Source organism: Porphyromonas gulae, from assembly GCF_000765945.1.
GTDB classification, from domain to species: domain Bacteria; phylum Bacteroidota; class Bacteroidia; order Bacteroidales; family Porphyromonadaceae; genus Porphyromonas; species Porphyromonas gulae.
Genome location: NZ_JRAT01000031.1, coordinates 42,308 through 64,460, shown reverse-complemented (window position 1 = coordinate 64,460; position 22,153 = coordinate 42,308). Strand labels below are relative to the sequence as shown.

Here is a 22,153-nt window from a genome sequence, read left to right as displayed (position 1 = left end):
CCATTATCAGTATGAGAAAAAACATCGTAGCAGGCAATTGGAAAATGAACAAAACCCTTCAGGAGGGAGTTGCATTGGCGAAGGAGTTGGACGCCGCTTTGAAAGGGCGTACGATCAACTGTGACGTGATTATCGGAACCCCGTTTATTCATTTGGCAAGTATTGCAGCAGCTATTGATATCACACGTATCGCAGTTGCAGCAGAGAACTGTGCCGATAAAGAATCGGGTGCATATACGGGAGAAGTATCTGCGGCCATGGTAGCCAGTACCGGTGCTCGGTATGTGATCATAGGACATAGCGAGCGCCGTGCATACTACCACGAAACGTCTGCAATCCTGATGGAGAAAGTAAAGTTGGCTTTGACTAACGATCTGACTCCTATTTTCTGTGTCGGTGAAGTCCTGGAAGAGCGCGAAGCCGGCAAGCACTTCGAGGTAGTAGCCCGTCAGATAGAGGAAGCTCTCTTTGCACTGGATCAGGCGGACTTTGCCAAATTGATCCTTGCTTACGAACCTGTATGGGCTATCGGTACGGGCAAGACAGCTACGTCAGACCAGGCTCAAGAGATGCATGCACATATCCGCAAGAGCATCGCTGCCAAGTATGGGAAAGAAGTCGCTGACGGTTGTTCCATTCTCTATGGAGGCAGCTGCAATGCTGCTAATGCCAAAGAGCTCTTTAGCCGTCCGGATGTAGATGGCGGCCTTATTGGAGGAGCTTCTCTCTCTGTGGATAAGTTCCTGCCTATCATAGAAGCATTCTAAGATTGCATATTGTTTTTGACACCCTTTTGGGCGAGTTTTATTTCAAAAGGAAAAACAAACGAGATGAAACCGATTTTCTTTTTCAGTCTCCTATTGCTTTCGTTGATTTGCTATTCGTCATCAGAAGCTCAGGTTTCTACATCGGCGCATAGCAAAGCTCCGATCAGTATCTTTGAAGCTCTTAGTGCAGAACGCGAAGGCGAAGGCACCATTATCATCTACCAGCCTGCATCGGTAAAAGCTGCTGTGGGCAAGGTGTCCGGGCGTTTAGCCGGTCTGATCGAGGGCGAGAGCAATATTCGTCTGGTGCATGGCTATCGGGTACAGGTATATAATGGTAATGTGGCTACCTCTAAGCGGGAAGCAAATTACCGGGCGGCACAGATCGCACAGTTGCATCCTGAGATGCGTTGCTACCTGACCTACCGTGCACCCTTTTGGCGTCTTCTTGTAGGAGATTTCTCTTCTCGGGAAGAAGCAGAGGAAGCCAAACAGCTACTGAAAAAATCATTCCCTTCATACGCACGAGAGATTTACATCGTACGAGATAAGATTCGTCAAGGTTACTGACAAATGACAGAAATAGAAAAAGAAGAAGCTTGCAGCCGCTTGCAACAGCATTACGCCCAAGTACTGTCGTTGCTCGGCGAAGACCCTAAGCGCGAGGGGCTACTCAAAACTCCGCTACGTGTGGCCAAGGCCATGCAGTTTTTGACCAAAGGATATAACGAGGATCCTGAAGCTATTCTTCGTGCAGCCATGTTCGAAGAAGATTATCAGCAAATGGTCATCGTCAAGGACATCGATTTCTTTTCGATGTGCGAGCACCACATGTTGCCGTTCTTTGGTAAGGCCCATGTGGGCTATATCCCCAATCGGTATATAACGGGACTGAGCAAATTGCCCCGAGTAGTCGATGTCTTTGCTCGTCGTTTGCAAGTGCAGGAGCGTCTGACCACCCAGATCAAGGAGTGCATCCAGAATACGCTAAACCCTCTGGGTGTTATCGTTGTTATCGAAGCACAGCATATGTGCATGCAGATGCGTGGTGTGGAGAAGCAGAACTCTCTGACCACTACCAGCGACTTTACAGGAGCTTTTGAGGAGTCTACCACTCGCGAAGAGTTTCTTAACCTGATCGGTCGCAGGAGATAAGACTATCTCCCGTCGGAAGTTATCTGCTTTTGTGGTAGGAGGGGGGATATCCCCCCTGATTTTCATTGACTACCTCCGATAGCATCTCGTCAGGAACAATTTCTTGGGATGAAAAAAGACTGATTTGTAGATAAGACTCCCAGCCTGAGGTTGCCAAGATCCCAAAAACAGTCCATTGTCCTTTTGATTGTATTAGCTTTTAAGAAGGCCTTTTGATTCTGCGAATGAAGCGCACAGGTTAAAAGGCCTTTTCTTTTTTAACTCTGACTTCCTCTTCCCCACATATATAATATCTATAGCGGACTGTCCGAGGTGACTTGGATAGAATGCTGCATATTCTTTGCAAGCATAGTGACCTTCTCATGCTTAAAACGAAGAGGCTTTAACTCTCGTTGTGGCTATCCATATCGGTTTTACGATTCATTTGGGTGTTTGTACCTGCTACTTCTTATCTCTTTTATGCTAAATTTGCGATAATACCTTTGGGTGGTGTGATATATAAGTCGAGAAGTATTGTAAAACAATAAATGTGTCATTTAATTCGAAATGTTATGAGGAAGTTGTTATTTCTTTTGGTATTAGGTTTGTGCTTTAATCTCATTGGTAGGGCGCAAGAGCCTCTTATTTCTACAAGCTTTGAGGGGCCGGGGTTTGATCCGGGTTGGACGACGGGAGTCTCCGATGCTATCACGACAAGCCCCCAGCCTTATCCTACCACCGGTCTGGAACCTTGGGAACAGTGGGATCTGACAGATCCGCAGGGTGGGTTCGGCTATGTGCACTCCGGTGATTCTGCTGCGTGGATAGGTGCCACGCTCGACCAGACGTCTATACACGACTGGCTGATGACTCCGCAGTTTGAGGTGCCTAACGGCGGTTCTACCTTGATCAAATACTGGCTGTGGTATCACTCTGAAGCTACGTATGTGAATAGGTTCTATATCATGATATACGACTATGCCAAAGAGGCTTGGGAGCAGGGTTATCTGTTGGCCAACGAGTTCAATTCCCCATTCCACTATGTGGAAGAATATACCTTCGATTTGGCTCAATGGAAAGGAAAAAGCATCAAGGTGGCCTTTGTGAAAAACGGTACCTACCAATTGGCTATGGACGATGTCAGGATCCTGAACTATCAGGGACTACAGGAGATAGACCAAGTGGGTATTCGCGTCTATCCGAACCCTGTCACGGATGTACTCATGCTGGAGAATGCTGCGGATGTAGTAGCTGTTCGCATTATCGATATGCATGGCCGGCAGATGATTGCGACCGCTAATTCGGGTAATTCGATGCTGAATATCGATGTCTCTCATTTGGTACGAGGCAATTACGTTGTGGATATGCAGTATAAGGGGCATAGAAAAATCAGCCGACTGATCACAAAAGAGTAAGCCTTTCGAATGCTTCGGGGGGGGTCTTTCCCGAACGCACTTCTATGACAATAAGAGGGTGTATCGTACAACCCAAATTCGAGCTTATGTCTCGTCGAATTGGAGTTGTGCGATACACTTTTTTGTTTGTCCTATACAACGGTAGCAGCAAAATCTAAGGAGGTGGATGCACCGGAAAAAAGTCCAACAAAAAGAGCTTGAAAACCTCTCCGTCATAGCAGAAATACGCGCCAAAAAAGTTTTCAACAACGAAGCTGAGTTTGGAATGATTCTAAATAAGCATCCGATATGGAGGGAAAATTGAAGCAAAAAAGACAAGAAAACGAACGATTGCAGATGAGAATCTACTTTTGGGGAGTTGGTGTAATGTTTTATATATAAATCGAAAACGATTTATATATAAAACGTTTCAAATTTGTATACAAATCGTTTTCGATAAATATATAGATCGTAAGTGATTTGTATATAAATCGGAGCATTGAAGGGGCTCGTTCGTCGGAAGGTAAAGCAAAGGCACCCACCGAGTTTTACTGCAAACTCAGCGGGTGCCTTTGCTTTTTGGGGGATTATCGGAGGTCTAACCCGCCCCTATACATGATTGACTATACGCTCTTTTCTAATGTGGTGCGGGTAAGATGGTCTGAATAGGATATCTATTGTAGCTGCTCTCATAGCATATGGATGGGATGCGCGAATAGGTGCTGTGCATGTCTGGTTGTCATTTAGCTGTTTATGTTGATCTATTTGTGTTTGGCTGATAAGATATTGGAAAGTGTATTTGGAGTTATCTTCCAGCTCCTCGTCGGTGGCAAATATAACAAGAATGCTTATACCCGGAGAATCAAAATGTTTCCTAATGATGAGTTTGTAGTCTTTCATTTTTGTCTGTCGTGGATGCCCGATAAAGTTCTCTACATACTCAGATCGACTATGGCCGGACATTTAGGTGGGTGTTTTTAATTGTTGTGCTAAATGCGTTTATTTTATTTTCCGGCTGTAGTTGTTATTTTTATTTGGATTTATCTTTTTTATAAATGTTATAATTGGTTTAATCTCAAAGATTAATGTGCGTTGAATCAGTAATGCCATGTTGAGAAAACCTCTGCCCTGTATTTTGTCATATTGTCATCTCGATTTGTTTGTGATTGGTGTTTTTGTTTGTTAGATGGGAGTGGATCGTGCATTTTGCGAGATATTTCCTCTATATTATTAGATTTTGTTAGATTTTAATCGGAAAACATTCTTATCTTTGACTGGTCAAAAATGTAATTGATAATACTTGCTGTCCTACCATAATATCTCTAAAATTGAGATCTATGGTTTGTGAAGATCTTTTGGGCATGTATTTCAATTAAAATATCAACGAAGCACATCATTTTCTCTTTTTTAAAAACATAAAACCATTATGATTGGAAATTTTACAGTCAAATTTCGCCCTCAATGGCAAAGCCTTTTGAGGCTTGGGGCATTTTGTTCATTGCTCTTCGGTTTGCAACTGACTTCTTATGCGCAGTGGAAACCAACGCAGTATCCGTCGAAAACGCCTTGGCTGGTCTGTAGTACACCCAATGGCAATCTGTTGGCTGGTGCTTATGTGCCTCCGCTGGGAGTGCGCATATCTACCGATAAGGGAGATACCTATACAGAGATTCCCGCGCTGTCGGATGTTGCTTATACGAGTAGCTGTCAGGTGGGGCAGACTATCTTTTTAGGTGGATTCGGAGGCTCTATTGCACGTTCGGACGATAACGGTCAGAATTGGCGCCTTTCTAATTTCGGTACCGTCTTCCCTTCGGGCGTGGAGATCACGGACTGCTATGGATTGGAGTTCTTTAAGGGCAAACTCTTTGCCTCGGGTTTTGGTGCCGGTATAGCCTATTCGGATGACATGGGCGAGACGTGGAAGAATACGGATGTTTCGGCTCTTGTAGCTCTCGATGAAGCATGCTATGTGTATGCCATGAAGGCTTATAAGGAAGTATTGTATGCTTTTACGGTCAGAGGCATATTCAAGTATGACGAAGCCGCTACTAAGTGGGTGTTTATAAGGGAGACTCTTTATCCTTCCTGCACGGCTATTCACAAGGGTAATCTGTATGTGGGACACAGCGCGCCCAACGGACTCTTCTTTATCCTAAAGACATCCGATGGCGAGAATTGGGAACCGGTTGCAGCTCCTGCAGAAATCCTTACCAACGATGCCCGAGCTATGGCTTCCAATGGGGATGTATTGTATGTAGGTAGTACGACCAACGGTGTTTTCTATACCCTCGACGAAGGTAAAACGTGGGTGGATTTCAACGAAGACTTCCCCAACAGTTTCCAGGATTTTTATATCACACCTCTCAATTTTGCCTTTATCGGAGATGAGGTTTTCTTGTCGGGATTCCATGTCGATTATGGTGGTGTCTTCAAGCGGAAAGTTGCCACAGATACTGCTGTAGAGTTTGTTTCCGATATGCAGTATCAGGTGCTCTTTGACAAGAATACAGCCACTCTGACCTTGTCGGGTGAATATGCTGAAGCTCAGATAGCTGTGTACAGCATGGACGGCAAGCTCATCTGCCGTCAGACCGTCGCCCCATCGGAGCAGGTGCTCTTGGGGCGCTATCCCAAAGGTACGTATATGTATCGTGTCGAGATCGGCAAAGATCATGTCTTCACGGGAAAATTTGCGATCTAATATAGTAGTGTCTCATTTTACAATGTCGAATCAATAGACAATTTTGGATATTAGTATTATGAAAAGGATATTCGCTGTTTTGATATTGAGTTTCTGCTTCCATCTTATCGGATTTTCTCAGGAGGCATTGATTTCTACAAGTTTCGAAGGACCCGGTTTTGATGAGGGCTGGACTACGGGATTCTCAAGTGCTATCACGAAAAAGCCCCAGCCTTATCCTTCCAGCGGTCTGGAAGCATGGGAAATGTGGGCATTGACGGACCCGCAGGGCGGTTTTGGCTTCGTTCATTCAGGTGATTCTGCCGCATGGATCGGTGGTACGCTTCAGTGGCAGCCCAAGCATGACTGGCTGATGACTCCGCAGTTCGAGGTGCCTAACGGCGGTTCTACCCTGATCAAGTACTGGCTGTGGTATCACTCCGAAGCTACGTATGTGAATAAGTTTTATATCATGATATACGACTATTCCAAAGAGGCTTGGGAGCAGGGATATTTATTGGCCAATGAGTTCAACTCTCCTTTTCATTACGTGGAAGAATACACTTTCGATTTGGCTCAATGGAAGGGGAAAGACATCAAGGTGGCTTTCGTGAAGAACGGTACTTATCAAATGGCTATGGATGACATCAGAATCCTGAACTACCAAGGCCTGCAAGAGATAGAGCAAGCAGGTATTCGGATTTATCCCAATCCGACAACGGATAGGCTGATGCTGGACAATGTAAGTGATGTAACGGCCATTTGTATTATAGATATGTATGGCAGGCCGGTTGTGGTGACCGCCAATTCCGGTAGTTCTAAGTTGAGTATCGATGTTTCCAATTTGGGACGAGGCAATTATGTCGTCGATATGCAGTGTAAAGGCCATAGGAAAATCAGCCGACTGATAACAAAAGAATAAATCGTTATTCTCTCCTGAAGGAGGAGGGGCCATCGATAGGAAGAGAAGGGTGTATCACAACCCCGATTTCGAGCTTGAGTCTCGTGGAATTGGAGTTGTCGATACACCCTTTTTGTCTTATCCTGTACTCAATGGATGGTAGGGCGGTGCTACCGGCTTATCTGGTAAGCTTATACGAGAGGATACTATGGTCTCACACGAGAGGATACTATGGTCGTCTCACATGAGAGGATACTATGGTCTCACACGAGAGGATACTATGGTCTCACACGAGAGGATACTATGGTCTCACATGAGAGGATACTATGGTCTCATGTGAGAGGATACTATGGTCTATTGATAGAGGATACTATCTACTCTGTATCGGATGGCAAGTTCGGGGGGTGGAATGTTCGGTGTGAGGTGTGTTTCGTTGCGGTTGGGATGGCTTGGGACAGGGGCCGTCAGGGTGCAAGCAGATGCAAGACAGGCCGCAGGTGAACACCGTATGATGGTGTGCCTGCGGCCTGTCTTGTAATTCGTGTCGTCAGAATAATAGAGGGAGACCTCTCAGAGAGAAAGCCGTATCGGCGTTGTGATACGGCTTGCCGGAAGTGGGAGAAGGATCAATAGCGATCTTCGTGACGGAAAGTACGGCGAGGAGCACGTTCGGGACGTTCCAGTGCTTCTTTGACGATCAGCTTGCGACCTTGAAATTCCTGGTCGAACAGCTCTTCGATGGCACGGCGTGCATCGTTCTCGTCTTCCATTTCGACGAAGCCGAATCCGCGAGAGCGGCCGGTCTCTCTGTCTGTGATTACTCTTGCGTTCGTTACGACGCCATACTGTTGCAACAGACCTGTAAGGTCTTCTTCGCGAACCCGATAGTTCAGATTCCCTACGTAGATGTTCATACTCATCTTTGGTTTTTTAATGAAACAAGGTAAAAGAGAAATTGCCGAATTCGGTTAACGATCTGTGTGTCATATCTTCATATCCGTACCAAAGAAATAAAGAAATCTACCGGTTCCTGCTAAACCATTCACTCTGCATTACTGCTTTCACTGAACGCAAAGGAAATCAAATAAACTGATTGGACAAGCGGACAGCATGCCTGAAATGACGAAAAAACAGCTATAAGGTACCGGCAGACGGCAGGTGCAGCGAAATCAGTCGAATCGTTTGCGGCGGAGTTCGAAGTCGCGTCCCAGATACTTTTCCCTCACCACTTCGTTCGCAGCCAACTCTTCGGCCGTGCCCTGATACAGCACTTTGCCCTCGAAGAGGAGATAGGCGCGATCCGTGATGCTGAGCGTTTCGTGGACGTTGTGGTCGGTGATGAGGATGCCGATGTTTTTGTCCTTGAGTTTGGCCACGATGGCCTGAATGTCCTGCACGGCGATAGGATCGACACCGGCAAAGGGTTCGTCCAGCATGATGAACCGAGGCGATATGGCCAGACAGCGGGCTATCTCGGCACGACGCCGCTCGCCGCCGGAGAGGCGGTCGCCAAGATTCTTGCGTACTTTCTCAAGGTGAAATTCGGCTATCAGGCTCTCCAGCTTTTCGTGCTGATAGGTCTTGGGCAATCCGGCCATTTCGAGGACGGAGAGGATGTTGTCCTCCACGGACATTTTGCGGAATATGGATGCCTCCTGTGCCAGATAGCCGATGCCGGCGCGTGCTCGTTTGTAGACGGGGTATTGGGTGATGTCCTGATCATTGAGGAATATCCGTCCTTCGTTGGGGACGACCAGCCCCGTGGTCATGTAGAAAGTCGTCGTCTTGCCGGCTCCGTTTGGCCCGAGCAGCCCTACGATCTCTCCTTGCCGAACCTCTATTGACACGTGATTCACGACCGTGCGGTTTCGGTAGCGTTTGACCAGATCTTCGGTGCGCAGCACCATGGTTGTATTTTCTTCCATTATGGGAGTAGTCTATGGTAAGTGTCTGTTGGCTCGTGTCCGCTGTCCTCAGTGTCTTTATCTTACGGCTGCTCCCCACATGAGCTTGCGCCTCAGGGTCTCGGCGAAGGAGTGCGGACGCAGACGGATCATTCGCAGCGTATGAGGAGCGCGTTTGAGTAGGATGGATGTGTCACAAGGGAGCGTTCTGGTTCGTCCGTCCAGCACCAAGAGGTAATTCCGACTGCGCGAGTCTACTTCGAGGCGGATCGCCGTATCGTCCGGAACGACCAGCGGACGCATATTCAACGAGTGGGGAGCGATGGGCGTAAGGACGAAGTTCCGGCAGGCAGGCATGATGATAGGGCCATTTCCGCTCAGAGAATAGGCCGTGGAGCCGGAGGGCGTGGCCACCACGAGACCATCGGCATCGTAAGCCGCCAGATAGTCGTCGTTGAGGTAGGCATTTACCCGAATCATCGAGCCGGTTTCGCGTTTCAGTATGGCTGCTTCGTTCAGGGCGTAGGAGGGAGAGGAGCCGTTGCCTTCGGTCACTTCCAGCAGGGAACGGGTCTCGATGGTGAAGTCGCCATCCAGCAGGCGTGTGATCAGCTCCGAGGCTTCGTGGCAATCGACATCGGTGAGGAAGCCCAGTCGGCCGGCATTCACGCCCAAGACAGGGATCTGCGAAACGCCGATCTGATGTGCCGTGCGCAGGAATGTACCGTCACCGCCCATACAGATCACGTAGTCGATATGCTCGGGCAGGGTGTCTATCACTCCGCAAATGGCCGGATGGAAGTCCAGATCCTGCTCAAGAAAGGAGAGGAATTTGCGCTCTATGTAAAGAGGTGTACCGGCTTCTTCCAGCTTCAGGATCAAAGCCTTGATGGAAGCTCCCTGTTCGCTTTTGTGATGGCTGCCGAATATGGCTATTTTCTTCATGAGTCTCTTTCTCTTCTCGTAGGGATCAGCAAATAAACGTTACATTTGCATGGTTCGCAAAATTAGTAATAATCAGAATGACAAGGCTAAGCGTAAATGTAAATAAGATAGCTACCCTCCGCAATGCACGCGGAGGCAATGTCCCCGATGTCCTCCAAGTGGCTCTCGACTGTGAGCGATTTGGCGCACAGGGGATTACCGTCCATCCGCGTCCCGACGAACGCCATATCCGTCGGTCGGATGTGTACGACCTGAAAAAGGCACTGACCACAGAGTTCAACATAGAGGGCAATCCCGACGAGCGTTTCATCCGGCTGATCGAGGAAATCCGTCCCCAGCAGGTGACCATGGTACCCGATGCCCCCGATGTCCTGACCTCCAATGCCGGATGGGATGTAGCCCGGAACTACGACCATCTCTGTCGTCTGGTGGAGCAGTTCCATACCTGGGGTATCAGGACTTCCATATTCATCGATACCGACTTGGACAATATCTCGTGGGCTGCCAAGACAGGCACAGACCGGATAGAGCTATACACCGAGCCGTATGCAGCCACCTATCATAAGGACATGGCTGCTGCCGTACAGCCCTATGTCAAGGCTTCGGCACACGCTCATTCGCTCGGTCTCGGTATCAATGCCGGACACGACTTGAATCTGGACAACCTCCGTTACTTTGCCGAGCGACTGCCCCATTTGGACGAAGTTTCCATCGGCCATGCACTGATTGCCGATGCTCTCTATTTGGGACTGGAGGAGACCATCAGACAATATCGAGACCAACTTGCGTTATAAATAAAAATCGAAACAGTAACAATCACATTGATAATCCAATGAATATCCCTAGCATTCCTTTTCTGCAAATCCCCGTTCAGTCGGCAGGGACTCCTATCGACTCCCTCGCCACCGTCAATACTCCCGTTGCCGCACCGGCAGAAGCTACCCTGTCCATTATGGAACTGGCTCTCAAAGGCGGTTGGATCATGGTCGTACTGGCAGTCCTTTCGCTTTTGGCCATCTACATATTCGTTCGCAAGGTGATGGAGATCAGGGCTGCCGGCAGGGAGGACAATTCGTTCATGGATCGGATCAAGGACTATATCCACGAGGGTAAGATAGAATCGGCCATGCGTCTTTGTCAGGACAGGGCTACCCCTTCTGCCCGTATGATAGCCAAGGGGATCACCCGACTGGGACGGCCGATGAACGACATACTGGTAGCCGTAGAGAATACCGGAAACATCGAAATCGGTAAGCTGGAAAAAGGACTGCCCATTATTGCCACCATTGCAGCCGGAGCACCGATGATCGGGTTCTTGGGTACCGTAACGGGTATGGTACGTGCTTTCTTCGATATGGCCAATGCCGGCAACGGTGGGGTGGACGTAGCGCTCCTGTCGGGTGGTATTTACGAAGCCTTGGTAACGACTGTAGGCGGCCTTGTGGTCGGTATCGTAACGCTCTTCGCCTACAACTATCTCGTAGCTCAGGTGGATAAGGTGGTCAACAAGATGGAAACCAAGACTCTTGAGTTTATGGATCTCCTTAACGAACCCATCAAAAAATGAGTCTGAAACGTAAAACCAAGGTCACGGAGGTCTTTAGCATGGCTTCTATGACCGACGTGATTTTCTTGCTGCTCATCTTCTTCATGGTGACCAGTACGCTCATCGTACCCAATGCGTTGCGCGTATCTCTTCCCTCTGCCAACAAACAACCTGCCCCCGAAGCTCCTTTGGCACGAATCACCATTTCAGAAGATATGCGCTATTTCGCCGCTTTCGGTCAGGACAAAGGGCATGAGGTCGCTTTCGAAGAGATACTTCCCCTCTTGCTTCAGGAGCAGAGTCGCAATCCCGAAATGTACGTAGCCATATACGCCGACGAGAATGTCCCGTATCGCGAGATCGTGAAGGTGCTGAGTATGGCCGGGGAGAATAAGATGAAGGTGGTGCTGGCCACCAAAGCCCAAAGTAAAAAGTAAGTTCATGCAACAAGAGAAAGTCAAACGCAATGCCGTTGCCATAGCCGTATCGGTGGGGGCACATGTCGCACTGATCGCCCTCTTGTTCGTGCTGCATCTTCGTGCCGCTCCGCGCGAAGAACCGGAAGAGCTGATACTCGTCAATTTCGGAATCACGGAGCTTTCGTCCGGAGCTTTCGAGCCGGCACCACAGGAAACGGCATCCAATCCCGATGTACAGACGGAACAAACTCCAACGCAGAAACAGCCCGCAGTCAAAAAGCCACAGGCACCGGCCGAGTCCGACCTCCATCAGGACGTAGAGCCGGCTCCTCATTTGGCCAAAGCCGAAAAGGCTCGTCAAGAAGCTGAAATGAAACGCAAGCGTGAAGCTGAAGAGGCTCGCAAACGGGCAGAGGCAGCTGCGGAAGCCGAGCGTAAGCGCAAGGCCGAAGCAGGCAAGGCCATCAATAATAATGTGGCCGGAGCATTCGGACGAGGTGCCGAGCAAGGCAATACACAAGGTACGGGCACACAGGCCAATGGCAATCAGGGCAATCCCGGAGGTAGCGGTTCTTCGTACTCGCTCACCGGCCGTACTATCGTGGGCAATGGTGGCTATCCGGAAAAGCCTCGCTACAGCAAACCTATTCGTGGCACGGTACGGGTAAACATCGTCGTAAACAATGCCGGACGTGTGACCGATGCTTCCATCCGTCTGCGCGGTACCAATATCACGGATGCTGCCGCTCAGCGAGCAGCTATAGAGGCAGCCAAGACTACTCGTTTCAATGCCATAGCAGGGGGCGGAGATCAGGAGGGAGTGATCACCTATCATTTCGACATCAAGTAAAAAACATAAGGAATATGAAAAAGACAGCATTAGTATTTCTGGCTCCCGGTTTCGAAGAGACCGAAGCCGTAGGCACGCTCGACATTCTTCGTCGGGGAGGCGTAGCCGCCGAATTTGTTTCCATTACGGATTCGCTCTATGTAGAGGGAGCCAATGGGATCACCGTTAAGGCCGATCGTCTGATGACCGATTTGCCGGCAGTGGATGCTTTGGTTTTGCCGGGAGGACTCCCCGGAGCCGATAATCTGAATAGCTGCGAACCTCTTCGCCGACTTCTAAGCGAACATTATGCCGCCCAAAAGCTTGTGGCAGCTATCTGTGCGGCTCCTTTGGTATTCGGTGGTTTGGGTTTTGTCCGTGGCAGAAAAGCTACTTGCTATCCGGGTTTTGAATCCAAACTCGAAGGTGCCGATTATACGGGTGAGGCTGCCACACGTGACGGACATGTTATTACAGGCAAAGGCCCTGCCTGTGTCTTTGCATTTGCCATAGAAGTGGTTCGTTACCTATGCGGTGATCAGGTAGCCGATGAGATCGCCGCCGGCACACTCTTCAGATAACTCGAATATCCTATACCTCACAAAAAGAAAGTGTCCCGTACTGCAAGGTGCGGGACACTTTCTTTTTAGTTTCCTGTGCTTCCCGAAGCTCTCGCCCCTTTTTATCTTTTAGGAGCCGGCGGTAAACCGCAGTGCAGCCCAGTTGTTACGTGAGCGCGTTTTCGAATGAGTCAGACCCAGCGTTCCGGCGCATTCAGTAAGGATCGGTATATCCTCCGTATAGAAACCGCTTAACAGCAGGGTGCCACCATTACCGAGTCGGGATCTGTATGCGGACATATCGTTCAGCAGAATATTACGATTGATGTTTGCGATAATCAGATCGAACATCGGACAATCGGCAAGAAGAGATGCGTCGCCTATACGAACATCAATATCCCGAATTCCATTGAGAGCTGCATTCTCGCCCGTGTTGCGTATGCACCAGTCGTCTATGTCGATAGCTGTGACAGAAGAGGCTCCGAGCTTGCGAGCTAAGATGGCAAGGATCCCCGTACCGCAACCCATGTCCAGAACTCTCAATCCACGCAAATCCATATCGAGAAGATAGCTCATCATCAGCGAAGTAGTCTCATGGTGCCCTGTCCCAAAGGCCATTTTAGGAGAAATAATCAGCTCGAGCGGTATATCCGGATCGGTCGGATGGAAAGGTGCTCGTACGAGGCATTTGTCTTCGATCCGAATGGGGCGGAAGAAGTTCTTTTCCCACTGTTCGTTCCAGTTGATGTCGGGCTGGATCTCGGATGAGTATTGCCACAGAAGATCCGGCAGCGGAAACTGCTCCAATAGTGCAGGAATGTTGGATACTATATCGGTGGAGGCAGGGATATAGGCACGAAGACAAGTCTCGTTTTGCTCGAAACTCTCGAATCCTATTTCGGCAAGTTCGGCACTAAGCAGGTCGTATGCCGTCTCCAAAGTCAGTTCGTCCGGTCGGCATGTGAGTTCGAATGTGTATGCGATGTATTTCATTGCGAAGCAGGTAGGGGTTGGCTATGTCGTTTGATGCGTCTGTTGAGATAGGGCAGTCCACACACGATGGCTACACCTTTGAGCATGGATGAGAGGCTGATCGCCCACCATACGGATTCCAGTCCGAAGCCCATACCGATAAGCAGCAAAGCCAGCGGAATCCGCAGGAGGTTCCCCCCGATACTGATAACGGCAGGGAAAACCGTCCGTGCTGTCCCGTAGAACAGGCCTTGAGTGGCTATTTCCAGCATCATCAGTAGCTGGGAATAGCCGCTGATGCGCAGATAGATACCTCCCGACAGGTAGGCTTCTTTTTCCGGTACTACGAGCCGGAAAACTTCATTACCGAAGAAAACGAAAAGCACTGTGCCGAGAATGCCGAAAACAGAGCAGTAGAGTAGGGTATAACGATAGGCAGAAAATATACGTTTGCCCTGACGGGCAGCGTAATTATGAGCCACGAAAGTAGCTAGTGCCGTGCTGAATCCTTGCGAAGTATTCCAAGTGATGGCTTCCAGCTGTCCGCCCGTAGTCAGCGTTGCCACTCCGATATGTCCTCCTTGCTGCGAAGCCAGACGGCCAAGCATCATATTGATGATGGCGAAGAGAGAGTTGAGAGCAGCTACAGGCAGACCGATACGCAAGATGCGACCGCTATGTATATTGTCCGGTCGGACGAAGAACGGGAAGCAATCCAACAGCTTGTCCTGCCATCTGAGCCTGTAAACGAACAGAACGAATACGAATATCTGAGCGATCAGCGTGGCTATGGCCGCTCCGATCGTCCCCCATCCCAGTCCGAATATCAGCAACGGATCCAGAATCATATTGAGTACCAGCCCCGTGCTACTGACCTTGAAGGGTATAGAGCTGAGGCCGGCTCCGTTGTAGATGCCACTGAATGCGGTGGCTGCAAAGGTGAAAGGCAGGCCGCATGCCACTATGCGCAGGTAGGTAAGAGCCAAAGCGTGTACATCGTCCTCCAAATGATATATGCCGAGGAAAAGGTGTGGGAAAAGGAAAAACAGAAGAGCGATGACGGAGGAGATCAGCAGGGACATCGAAACGTTGTGCGAAGCGTATCGTCGTGCTTCCTCGATGGAACCCTTGCCGAGACTGTGGCCTATCGTCACTTCACTGCCGGTCTTATTAATAGCCGATATGGAACTGGAGAGCCACGTCAGTACCGCCACAATACCTACGGCTGCTACGGACTTGCTACCCAACCGGCCTAACCAGGCCATATCGGTAAAGCTATAAGCCATCTGCACGAAGGAAGTACCCATGATGGGCAGAGCCAGTCGGAGCAGACGTCCTTTTATTTCCCCTTCTGTGAGGTTTTGTAGTCGGATACTACCCATTCAGAGCCTTTGCTGCATTCCATCCTTGTGCTACCAAGGTAATTTCCGTTCCGTCTCGTGCCACGAGAACGTGACCATCGGCCTCTTCCGTAATATGGCCGATCAGGCGGATGCCCTCTATTCGCTGAATATCATCGAGACGGGCGAGAGGTACGGTAAACAACAATTCGTAGTCCTCACCCCCGTTCAGAGCGGCTGTGGAGAGATTCATGTTGAACTCTTCCGCCATGGCTGCCGTCTGGTAGTCGATGGGCAATTTGTCGTCATATATACGGATGCCGACCTTTCCGGCATGCGCTATATGGAGGAGTTCGGACGATAGCCCGTCCGATATGTCCATCATGGCTGTCGGTTTGATGCCGGCTGAGCGTAGCTTCTCCACGATGTCTTTGCGCGCTTCCGGTTTCAGTTGTCTTTCGAGTATGTACTCATGACCGGCGAAATCCGGTGCAAAGTCCTTCTCTCCCCGGTAAACCGCTTTCTCACGCTCCAGTAGCTGGAGTCCCATATAGGCTGCGCCGAGGTCTCCGCTCACGCAGATCAGATCGGTCGGTTTGGCTCCGCTGCGATACACTATTTCCTCTTCTCGTGCCTCCCCGATGCAGGTCAGGCTCAGACACAATCCGGTAAGCGACGCCGAGGTATCGCCTCCTACGAGGTCTACGCCGTAGACATCGCAGGCCGTGAGGATACCCTGATAGATCTGTTCTATATCCTCTACCGAGAACCGTGCCGATACGCCGATGGAGACCGTCAGCTGCCGCGGTGTGCCGTTCATGGCATATATGTCGGAGAAGTTTACTACCGCACTCTTGTATCCCAAATGTTTGAGAGGGGTATAAGTGAGGTCGAAGTGGATTCCTTCGAGGAGCATATCGGTGGTGACAAGTGCTTTCATGCCTTCATCGAATGAGATGACGGCAGCATCGTCCCCTATGCCTTTGAGGGTGCCGGGGTTTTTCAGTCGGACGCAATCGGTGAGGTGCCGGATGAGTCCGAACTCACCCAGAGAAGATATTTCGGTACGTTTCATTACGCTTATTTTTTGTGTTGGATGACTCCCAGCAGCCTATCGACAAATACTTTTTCCTGATCGAACATCAGCTTTACTTCTACCGGCAGGTAATAAAATCTTTCCTGCATCTCTTGCGGAAAAGAAGATCGCCGTAGGGCCAGTCGCATGGCATCTTTCTCGGTACATACCACTATGGCATCGGCATCTTTCCGGCACAGTTCCTGCCAATCTTCGACGAGCAGACCGATCTCTCTGTCGGTGAACTCATGATGATCCGGATAGATGCGATCCGTTCCGGAGGGGAATCGGGTGCGGATCTCTCGGAAGAACAGTTTCGGACTTGCTATTCCGGCGATAGCCAGCACAGAGTGTACTTCTGCCGAAGGAGGCTGATCGGAAAACAAAGGCTTCAGTCCCTGCCCGTACAGGAATTTGGAGAAAAACAGCTTCTGATGCGGATATAAGGCCAAGTCGCGTTTGGCTGCTCGAAGATCTATGGGAGCAAGATCGTCGGGGCATTTGGTCAGGATTACCATGTCGGCTCGCTGTATAGAGCCGGCAGGCTCTCTCAGACGACCGGCCGGAAGCAGATAGTCTTTGGTCAGAATACGGTTGTAGTCTGTGAGTACTATGTTCAGGTCTGCTTTCACCTTACGGTGTTGGAAACCATCGTCCAGAATGATGAGCTGCGGCCTTTGTTCTTCTGCCAGATCGCATAGATAGCCGATGGCTCTGCTCCGGTCAGCATCTACGATGACGGTCAGGTCCGGATATTTTCGTTTGATCTGACGGGGTTCGTCTCCTATATCCCATGCAGTCGATCCTTCGGTTGCAACGATCATCCCTTTGGTTTTCCGCTTATAGCCACGGCTGACCACCGCTATGCGATAGCGTGGATGCAGGAGCCGAATCAGGTATTCTACGTGGGGAGTCTTACCGGTGCCGCCGATGGTGATATTGCCTACACAGACGATAGGGATGTCGAAAGAGTTCGAAATCAGGACGTTCTTGTCGAAGAGATAGTTGCGCAACCTCACGCCCACCCCGTAGAGGGCGGAAAGCGGTTTGAGCCACTTGTTGATACGAGGCGCATCCATCTCTTCGGCAATTACGGTTGTCTCATTTATCAGTACGGCATGAAGTAATAGGGGAGACGTGCCTGTATGCCCGAAGGACGGGTCGGCATGGAGCGGAGTTCGCGCAGAACTTCTATTTCCGGATCGGAGAGAATGGTACTCAGGATGGCAGACTTCATATCCGCCGCTGATGAGGAGAGCAACTCTTCGAAGAAGTTACGCTTGGTCTTGCCGTACTCTATGCTGTAGTTGCTACCGAGCTGAGCCAGTGTCGCAGCCCGTTTGATAGCTGTGTCCAAACCTCCAAGCTCATCCACCAAACCGAGTGCAAGAGCTTTGTCGCCGAGCCATACGCGGCCTTGAGCGATGCTGTCGATCTGCGCCTTGGTGCGGTTGCGGCCTTCCGATACGCGAGTGAGGAAGAGGTCGTAGCCCTGCTCTATGTAGCGTTGGATGAGGGCACGATCTTCGACCGTCATCGGTGCGAGAGTGTTGCCCAAGTCTGCATACTTGGATGTCTGTACGACGTCCATATTCACTCCTATCTTCTTGGCTACGCCTGCGAAGTTCGGGAACATGCCGAATATGCCGATGGAGCCGGTCAGAGTCGTATGCTCTGCCACGATGCTGTTGGCTGCGCAGGCTATGTAGTATCCACCCGAGGCCGCCACGTCGCCCATGGAGACCACGATAGGCTTTTTGGCCTTGAGATCCACTACCTGCTTCCATATCTGTTCGGAAGTGAAAGCACTACCTCCCGGAGAATTGACACGAAGTACTACGGCTTTGATGTCATCGTCATCGGCTGCTGCCTTGATTTCTTCGGCGAGTTCTTGTGTGATGGAGCTACCATCGGTGTCGAACGGCTTCTTTATTATTTCTTCCGTTATTTCACCTTCGGCAAAGAGAACGGCGATCCGGCTGCCTTTCGTTTTGTTCATCGGGCCATTGGCCAGAACCTGAGAAAGCGATACGAACCGAAGCTCATCTTTCTCTCCGCGCTGGGACATCTTTTTGAGTTCTTTCTCCACATCGGTACGGTAAGCCAGCTCGTCTACGAGCTTCATTTCCACCGCTTTCTCCGCAAGGCCGAACATTTCGCCTTTGTCGGCAAACATTTTCACGGAGTCCATTGCCGTCTTGCGCGACTCTGCAATATCGGATGTGATCTTGTCCCAAAGCCCGTTTATGTATGTGGTGATTTGTTCGCGGTTGGCATCGCTCATCCCGTTGAGCATGAATGGCTCTACGGCTGCCTTGTAGGTACCAACCTTGAAGATCTCCATTTTCACGCCGAATTTGTCGAGGGCATCTTTGTAGAACATCGTTTGGGTAGCAATCCCGATAAGCCCCAGCATTCCTTTCGGATTGAGGTAGAGTTTGTCTGCAATACTGGAGAGGTAGTAACCCTTTTGGGAGTATCTGTCGGCATAGGATACGACGAACTTGCCCGACATCTTGAAATCCTGCAACGCGCGACGCAATTCCTCTGCCGATGCCATGCCGACGGAAAGGTCGTCCAGATCGAGGAAAATACCGGTTATGTTAGGATTATTTTTGGCTTGGCCGATGGCTTCGACTGCCTGTGAGAGCGATACGGCTTCGTCCTTGCCTGTGAGTATGCTCCAAGGATTGGCCGATACGATCTCAGGGAAAGAGGAATTGTCTATATGTAGGATGGAGTTTGCTTCGATTTTCGGAATAGCTCCTCCCGTTGCCTTGGAGGCAATACCGGCTACGATGCCGAAAAAGATAAATAGAGAGATACAAAACAGGATGATTCCTGCCGTTATAACCCCGAGGACCGAGGCGAAAAACATTTTGAAAAATTCTTTCATTTCAGATTTGTTATTTGATTTTGTCTTTTTGTCGTTTTAATGTCACTATTGCAAAGGTAAGTATTTAATTTACAGTGTCGCACGGGTTTTCCCTGCCAATTTCTGTCATTTTCGACGTGAAAGAGTAACGCAAAAGATAGTGATCAAAATATTCAGACTCCCCATAAAGCAGCTTTTTTCGAATGATTTATCACTCATCGTTATAGCAAGGAGAAGATGAATAATTTAGCATAGACAGCGGCCAAATTTTGATCTTTCCTTTTCGATAGAGAAGACCGTTAAGACCTGATTCCTACAAGGCCTTAAATGTATATTTCGCCGGGCTTTTTGTTTGATGGAGAGAGGAGGAAAATGATTTTAGGAACCAAAATTCGCTGATTTTACGAACGTGTTTCTTGAAAAAAACGCGCGACTTTTTTCCCGTTTTGGTTCGGAAATTTTTTGCTTCTCGCACCAAAATCAAATTTTTCTCGCGCCATGTTTTTCAGTGTGTGAAACAGCGATTTTCACGAGCGTAAAGGGCGATGTCAAGAGGAGTTCGGAAGGATGTACAAATCAGAAAGCGGATACCCGCTCTCGATATGAGAGGAATATCCGCTTTGCTCTGTGAGGATTATGCAGGGAGACCGGCTCCTTTTATATCTGCTCTCGGGAAAGAGAATTAGAAGTTGACCATAACCTTACCCATGATGTTACGTCCGGGCATGTGGTAGCCGTCTTTCTCCGTATAAAGCTCATCCAGGATGTTGTTCAGATTCACACCGAAGGTGAGATACTTGTTCATGTGGTAGTAAGCAGAGGCATTGAACACCATTGCTTGCGGATGACGGAGCAGTCCCTGAGCAGCCAATTCAGGCTCTTCTGCTGCAAGCAGTTGCTGGAGTTCGGGGCGAACTTCGGGGTAGTAAGCGTACCAGTTTTGCTCGATCCTGCGTCCCATGAAGCGACCGTTGAGCATCACTTCAAGTCCTTCTTTGCCACGATATTCGATACCGAAGGTGATGTTCTGCTTGCGAACGTAGTACATTTCGCTCCAAGGGGCATCGGTCTGGCTTTTCTTCATCTCGGAATTGAGCATGATCGTGGCATTCGCAAATGCGCGGAGAGAGAACTTGTTGGCAAAGAGGCTGCCGAAGTCATAAGACAAAAGGGCCTCGATACCGCTCATACGAGCCTTGTCGGCATTGATGTATGTGGTGATATTATTAGCATAGTCAGGGCTGGACAAGATCAGATCTTTGTGGTCGGTGTGGAAATAGGTTACGTCGGCTTGGATCCCGCAGCGTGCATTGCTGTATCCGATACCGAAGTCCCAGGTCATGGACTTTTCGGGTTTCAGGTCAGGATTGCCTATGGTCGTGCCGAACGGGCCTACGTATTGGCCTGCTTTTTGGAAAGCATCGGGAGCACTGAATGCACTACCGAATGTACCATGAGCTGTAAGGCCTTTCACAAACTCATATTTGATTCCGACATTCGGATTGATTACGTTATGAGTTTCCTGTTTGGCTTCATTGTTGAGATACTCGTTCGCTTTCAGGTCAAAGAACATGAAGTCGGCACGTGCACCGGCAGAGATCGATAGAGCATCGTTCAGCAGGTAGAAATTGGCCTGTCCGAACAAACCGATATTGTTCGTGGCATATCCGGGGTTGTATGGCTTTGTATTCACTCCTGCCTGCTCGAATCTTTCTGACTCCATCGTCATGTTTCGGCTGTCGACACCGAGTACGATATTTTGTCCTCCAAAGGAAATTTTGTCCTGGAGTAGGGCACCATAGGTGTAGTAGTCGCTTTTGTAGTTGATGAAACCGGTGGGATCGGCATTGTTATAGTTCTCCGATTTCTCTATGTTGAAGTAGGGGGAGAATTGAAGCGTGTGGCAGCCTTGTTTGCCGAGCAGCTCGAAAGATGTCGAAGAACGATTCAGATTTTTCTTGGATTCTCCGTAAACGCCCCATATAGATCCTCCTACGGGAATCGCATCTCCGAGGAATACGTTCTGATACAGATTCAGCGACCATTCGGGCGTGAAGTCGATACCGAAACGCAGACGTCCCGTTGCTACAGTATAGTCGCTCCCCTTCATTTTCTTGTTTTTGGTAGCATTTACATCTACTATAGCTTCTTCCAGTTTGCTCAGGGATAGGAAATTGTTTGATCCGGTCTTATAGTCCTTGTTCTGCTTGTCCAAGCCCAGACTAAGATCGAATGAGAAAATATCCTCGAAGCGGCCACCCAAGTTGAATGATCCGGCCATGGTCTGGTAGCTACCGCCGAAGAGAGAAACGTTGCCATGGATCTTGTCCTTGGATTTGTGGGTGATGATGTTCACCACACCGCCCATGGCATTGGTGCCGTAGATGGAAGAGAACGGGCCTTTGAGGATCTCGATTTGTTCGATGTTGCTCGTATTGAGCGTAGAGATATTGTCCGTTCCCGCAGGGATGCCGTTTACCAATACGGTTACATACTTGCCGGAGGGCTTGAAACCGCGGATACCGATGTTCGAACTAAAGCCCGGGTATTGTATGACATCGAGCGAACTTTGCGTCTTGAGGATGTCGGTCATGTTGTTAAAGCCGGACTGCTTGATGTTGCGCGATGGAATGAGTTCCATCTTGGCCGGTATCTTTTTCAGAGGTACGGCCGTGCGTGTAGAATAGACCGTGACGGTCTGAAGATTGTGTACTCGTAGCGAATCTGTCGGGACATTGTCCGTCTTGGCAAAAGCCTGCGCTGAAATACCAATCGATAGTAGCGCGAAGAAAAACTTTTTCATAATTAT

General features: G+C 49.4%; 22 protein-coding genes. 12 read left to right on the top strand and 10 right to left on the bottom strand.

Going from position 1 to position 22,153, the window contains the following annotated elements:
- Window positions 1-11 precede the first annotated feature (11 nt).
- The 6 genes from tpiA (at window position 12) to HQ49_RS10220 (ending at window position 6,900) form a co-directional block, all read left to right on the top strand.
- Window positions 12-767 carry a triose-phosphate isomerase gene (gene tpiA, locus HQ49_RS10250; protein WP_039419767.1) on the top strand — a complete coding sequence of 252 codons (756 nt, stop codon included), beginning with the start codon at window positions 12-14 and terminating at the stop codon, window positions 765-767.
- Window positions 768-830: 63 nt separating this feature from the next.
- A complete protein-coding gene (locus HQ49_RS10245; protein WP_018965052.1) occupies window positions 831-1,337 on the top strand; it encodes an SPOR domain-containing protein in 507 nt (168 codons plus the stop codon).
- A 3-nt stretch (window positions 1,338-1,340) separates the two neighbouring features.
- A complete protein-coding gene (gene folE, locus HQ49_RS10240; RefSeq protein ID WP_004585175.1) occupies window positions 1,341-1,922 on the top strand; it encodes a GTP cyclohydrolase I FolE in 582 nt (193 codons plus the stop codon).
- A 551-nt stretch (window positions 1,923-2,473) separates the two neighbouring features.
- Window positions 2,474-3,316, top strand: coding sequence for a T9SS-dependent choice-of-anchor J family protein (locus HQ49_RS10235; RefSeq protein WP_235290125.1), 843 nt, complete (start codon window positions 2,474-2,476; stop codon window positions 3,314-3,316).
- Between the two features lie 1,405 nt (window positions 3,317-4,721).
- Window positions 4,722-5,999: a T9SS type A sorting domain-containing protein gene (locus HQ49_RS10225; RefSeq protein ID WP_152569179.1), complete on the top strand. Its 1,278-nt coding sequence runs from the start codon at window positions 4,722-4,724 to the stop codon at window positions 5,997-5,999.
- Window positions 6,000-6,057: 58 nt separating this feature from the next.
- Window positions 6,058-6,900: a T9SS type A sorting domain-containing protein gene (locus HQ49_RS10220; protein ID WP_039419763.1), complete on the top strand. Its 843-nt coding sequence runs from the start codon at window positions 6,058-6,060 to the stop codon at window positions 6,898-6,900.
- 605 nt (window positions 6,901-7,505) lie between these two features.
- Here HQ49_RS10220 and HQ49_RS10215 read toward each other — a convergent pair.
- The 3 genes from HQ49_RS10215 to HQ49_RS10205 all read right to left on the bottom strand — a co-directional run bounded on the left by HQ49_RS10215 (window position 7,506) and on the right by HQ49_RS10205 (window position 9,728).
- Entirely contained in the window at window positions 7,506-7,799 is a 294-nt protein-coding gene (locus HQ49_RS10215) for an RNA recognition motif domain-containing protein (RefSeq protein WP_039419762.1), read from the bottom strand.
- A 249-nt stretch (window positions 7,800-8,048) separates the two neighbouring features.
- Complete coding sequence (lptB, locus tag HQ49_RS10210; RefSeq protein ID WP_010956092.1) at window positions 8,049-8,804, bottom strand: LPS export ABC transporter ATP-binding protein; 756 nt, start codon at window positions 8,802-8,804, stop codon at window positions 8,049-8,051.
- A gap of 57 nt (window positions 8,805-8,861) precedes the next feature.
- The gene (locus tag HQ49_RS10205) at window positions 8,862-9,728 is read right to left on the bottom strand and encodes an NAD kinase (RefSeq protein WP_039419761.1); all 867 of its coding nucleotides are present in this window, start codon (window positions 9,726-9,728) and stop codon (window positions 8,862-8,864) included.
- Window positions 9,729-9,805: 77 nt separating this feature from the next.
- Here HQ49_RS10205 and pdxJ point away from each other — a divergent pair, with 77 nt between their 5' ends.
- Genes pdxJ through HQ49_RS10180 form a run of 5 tightly spaced genes read left to right on the top strand, consistent with a single transcriptional unit; the run spans window position 9,806 to window position 13,103 of the window.
- Window positions 9,806-10,522, top strand: a complete 717-nt coding sequence (gene pdxJ, locus HQ49_RS10200; RefSeq protein ID WP_039419760.1) for a pyridoxine 5'-phosphate synthase — start codon at window positions 9,806-9,808, stop codon at window positions 10,520-10,522.
- Between the two features lie 38 nt (window positions 10,523-10,560).
- Window positions 10,561-11,295 carry a MotA/TolQ/ExbB proton channel family protein gene (locus HQ49_RS10195; protein ID WP_046200628.1) on the top strand — a complete coding sequence of 245 codons (735 nt, stop codon included), beginning with the start codon at window positions 10,561-10,563 and terminating at the stop codon, window positions 11,293-11,295.
- Window positions 11,292-11,711: an ExbD/TolR family protein gene (locus tag HQ49_RS10190; RefSeq protein ID WP_010956094.1), complete on the top strand. Its 420-nt coding sequence runs from the start codon at window positions 11,292-11,294 to the stop codon at window positions 11,709-11,711. Before HQ49_RS10195 ends, HQ49_RS10190 begins: the two co-directional genes overlap by 4 nt.
- A 4-nt stretch (window positions 11,712-11,715) precedes the next feature.
- The gene (locus tag HQ49_RS10185) at window positions 11,716-12,543 is read left to right on the top strand and encodes an energy transducer TonB family protein (protein ID WP_018965042.1); all 828 of its coding nucleotides are present in this window, start codon (window positions 11,716-11,718) and stop codon (window positions 12,541-12,543) included.
- Between the two features lie 14 nt (window positions 12,544-12,557).
- On the top strand, window positions 12,558-13,103 hold the full coding sequence (locus HQ49_RS10180) for a DJ-1 family glyoxalase III (protein WP_018965041.1): 546 nt from the start codon (window positions 12,558-12,560) through the stop codon (window positions 13,101-13,103).
- Between the two features lie 108 nt (window positions 13,104-13,211).
- On the opposite strand, the gene prmA is transcribed toward HQ49_RS10180, so the two are convergent.
- The 6 genes from prmA to HQ49_RS12375 form a co-directional block, all read right to left on the bottom strand.
- Window positions 13,212-14,075: a 50S ribosomal protein L11 methyltransferase gene (gene prmA, locus HQ49_RS10175; RefSeq protein WP_039419759.1), complete on the bottom strand. Its 864-nt coding sequence runs from the start codon at window positions 14,073-14,075 to the stop codon at window positions 13,212-13,214.
- The gene (locus HQ49_RS10170) at window positions 14,072-15,436 is read right to left on the bottom strand and encodes an MATE family efflux transporter (protein ID WP_039419758.1); all 1,365 of its coding nucleotides are present in this window, start codon (window positions 15,434-15,436) and stop codon (window positions 14,072-14,074) included. The genes prmA and HQ49_RS10170 overlap by 4 nt, the downstream gene beginning before the upstream one ends.
- Window positions 15,429-16,469 carry a thiamine-phosphate kinase gene (gene thiL, locus HQ49_RS10165; protein ID WP_018965038.1) on the bottom strand — a complete coding sequence of 347 codons (1,041 nt, stop codon included), beginning with the start codon at window positions 16,467-16,469 and terminating at the stop codon, window positions 15,429-15,431. The genes HQ49_RS10170 and thiL overlap by 8 nt, the downstream gene beginning before the upstream one ends.
- A gap of 5 nt (window positions 16,470-16,474) precedes the next feature.
- Complete coding sequence (gene lpxK, locus HQ49_RS10160) at window positions 16,475-17,548, bottom strand: tetraacyldisaccharide 4'-kinase (protein WP_018965037.1); 1,074 nt, start codon at window positions 17,546-17,548, stop codon at window positions 16,475-16,477.
- 29 nt (window positions 17,549-17,577) lie between these two features.
- Window positions 17,578-19,365 (bottom strand): signal peptide peptidase SppA, encoded by a 1,788-nt coding sequence (gene sppA, locus HQ49_RS10155; protein ID WP_026292179.1) that lies wholly within the window; start codon window positions 19,363-19,365, stop codon window positions 17,578-17,580.
- A 292-nt stretch (window positions 19,366-19,657) separates the two neighbouring features.
- Window positions 19,658-19,819, bottom strand: coding sequence for a DUF1661 domain-containing protein (locus tag HQ49_RS12375; protein ID WP_235290126.1), 162 nt, complete (start codon window positions 19,817-19,819; stop codon window positions 19,658-19,660).
- On the opposite strand from HQ49_RS12375, the gene HQ49_RS12850 reads away from it, so the two are divergent.
- Window positions 19,761-19,883, top strand: a complete 123-nt coding sequence (locus HQ49_RS12850) for a DUF1661 domain-containing protein (protein ID WP_021666012.1) — start codon at window positions 19,761-19,763, stop codon at window positions 19,881-19,883. The two genes, HQ49_RS12375 and HQ49_RS12850, sit on opposite strands and share 59 nt — an antisense overlap.
- Window positions 19,884-20,026: 143 nt before the next feature.
- On the opposite strand, the gene HQ49_RS10150 is transcribed toward HQ49_RS12850, so the two are convergent.
- Window positions 20,027-22,147 carry a TonB-dependent hemoglobin/transferrin/lactoferrin family receptor gene (locus HQ49_RS10150; RefSeq protein ID WP_021677691.1) on the bottom strand — a complete coding sequence of 707 codons (2,121 nt, stop codon included), beginning with the start codon at window positions 22,145-22,147 and terminating at the stop codon, window positions 20,027-20,029.
- Window positions 22,148-22,153 lie beyond the last annotated feature (6 nt).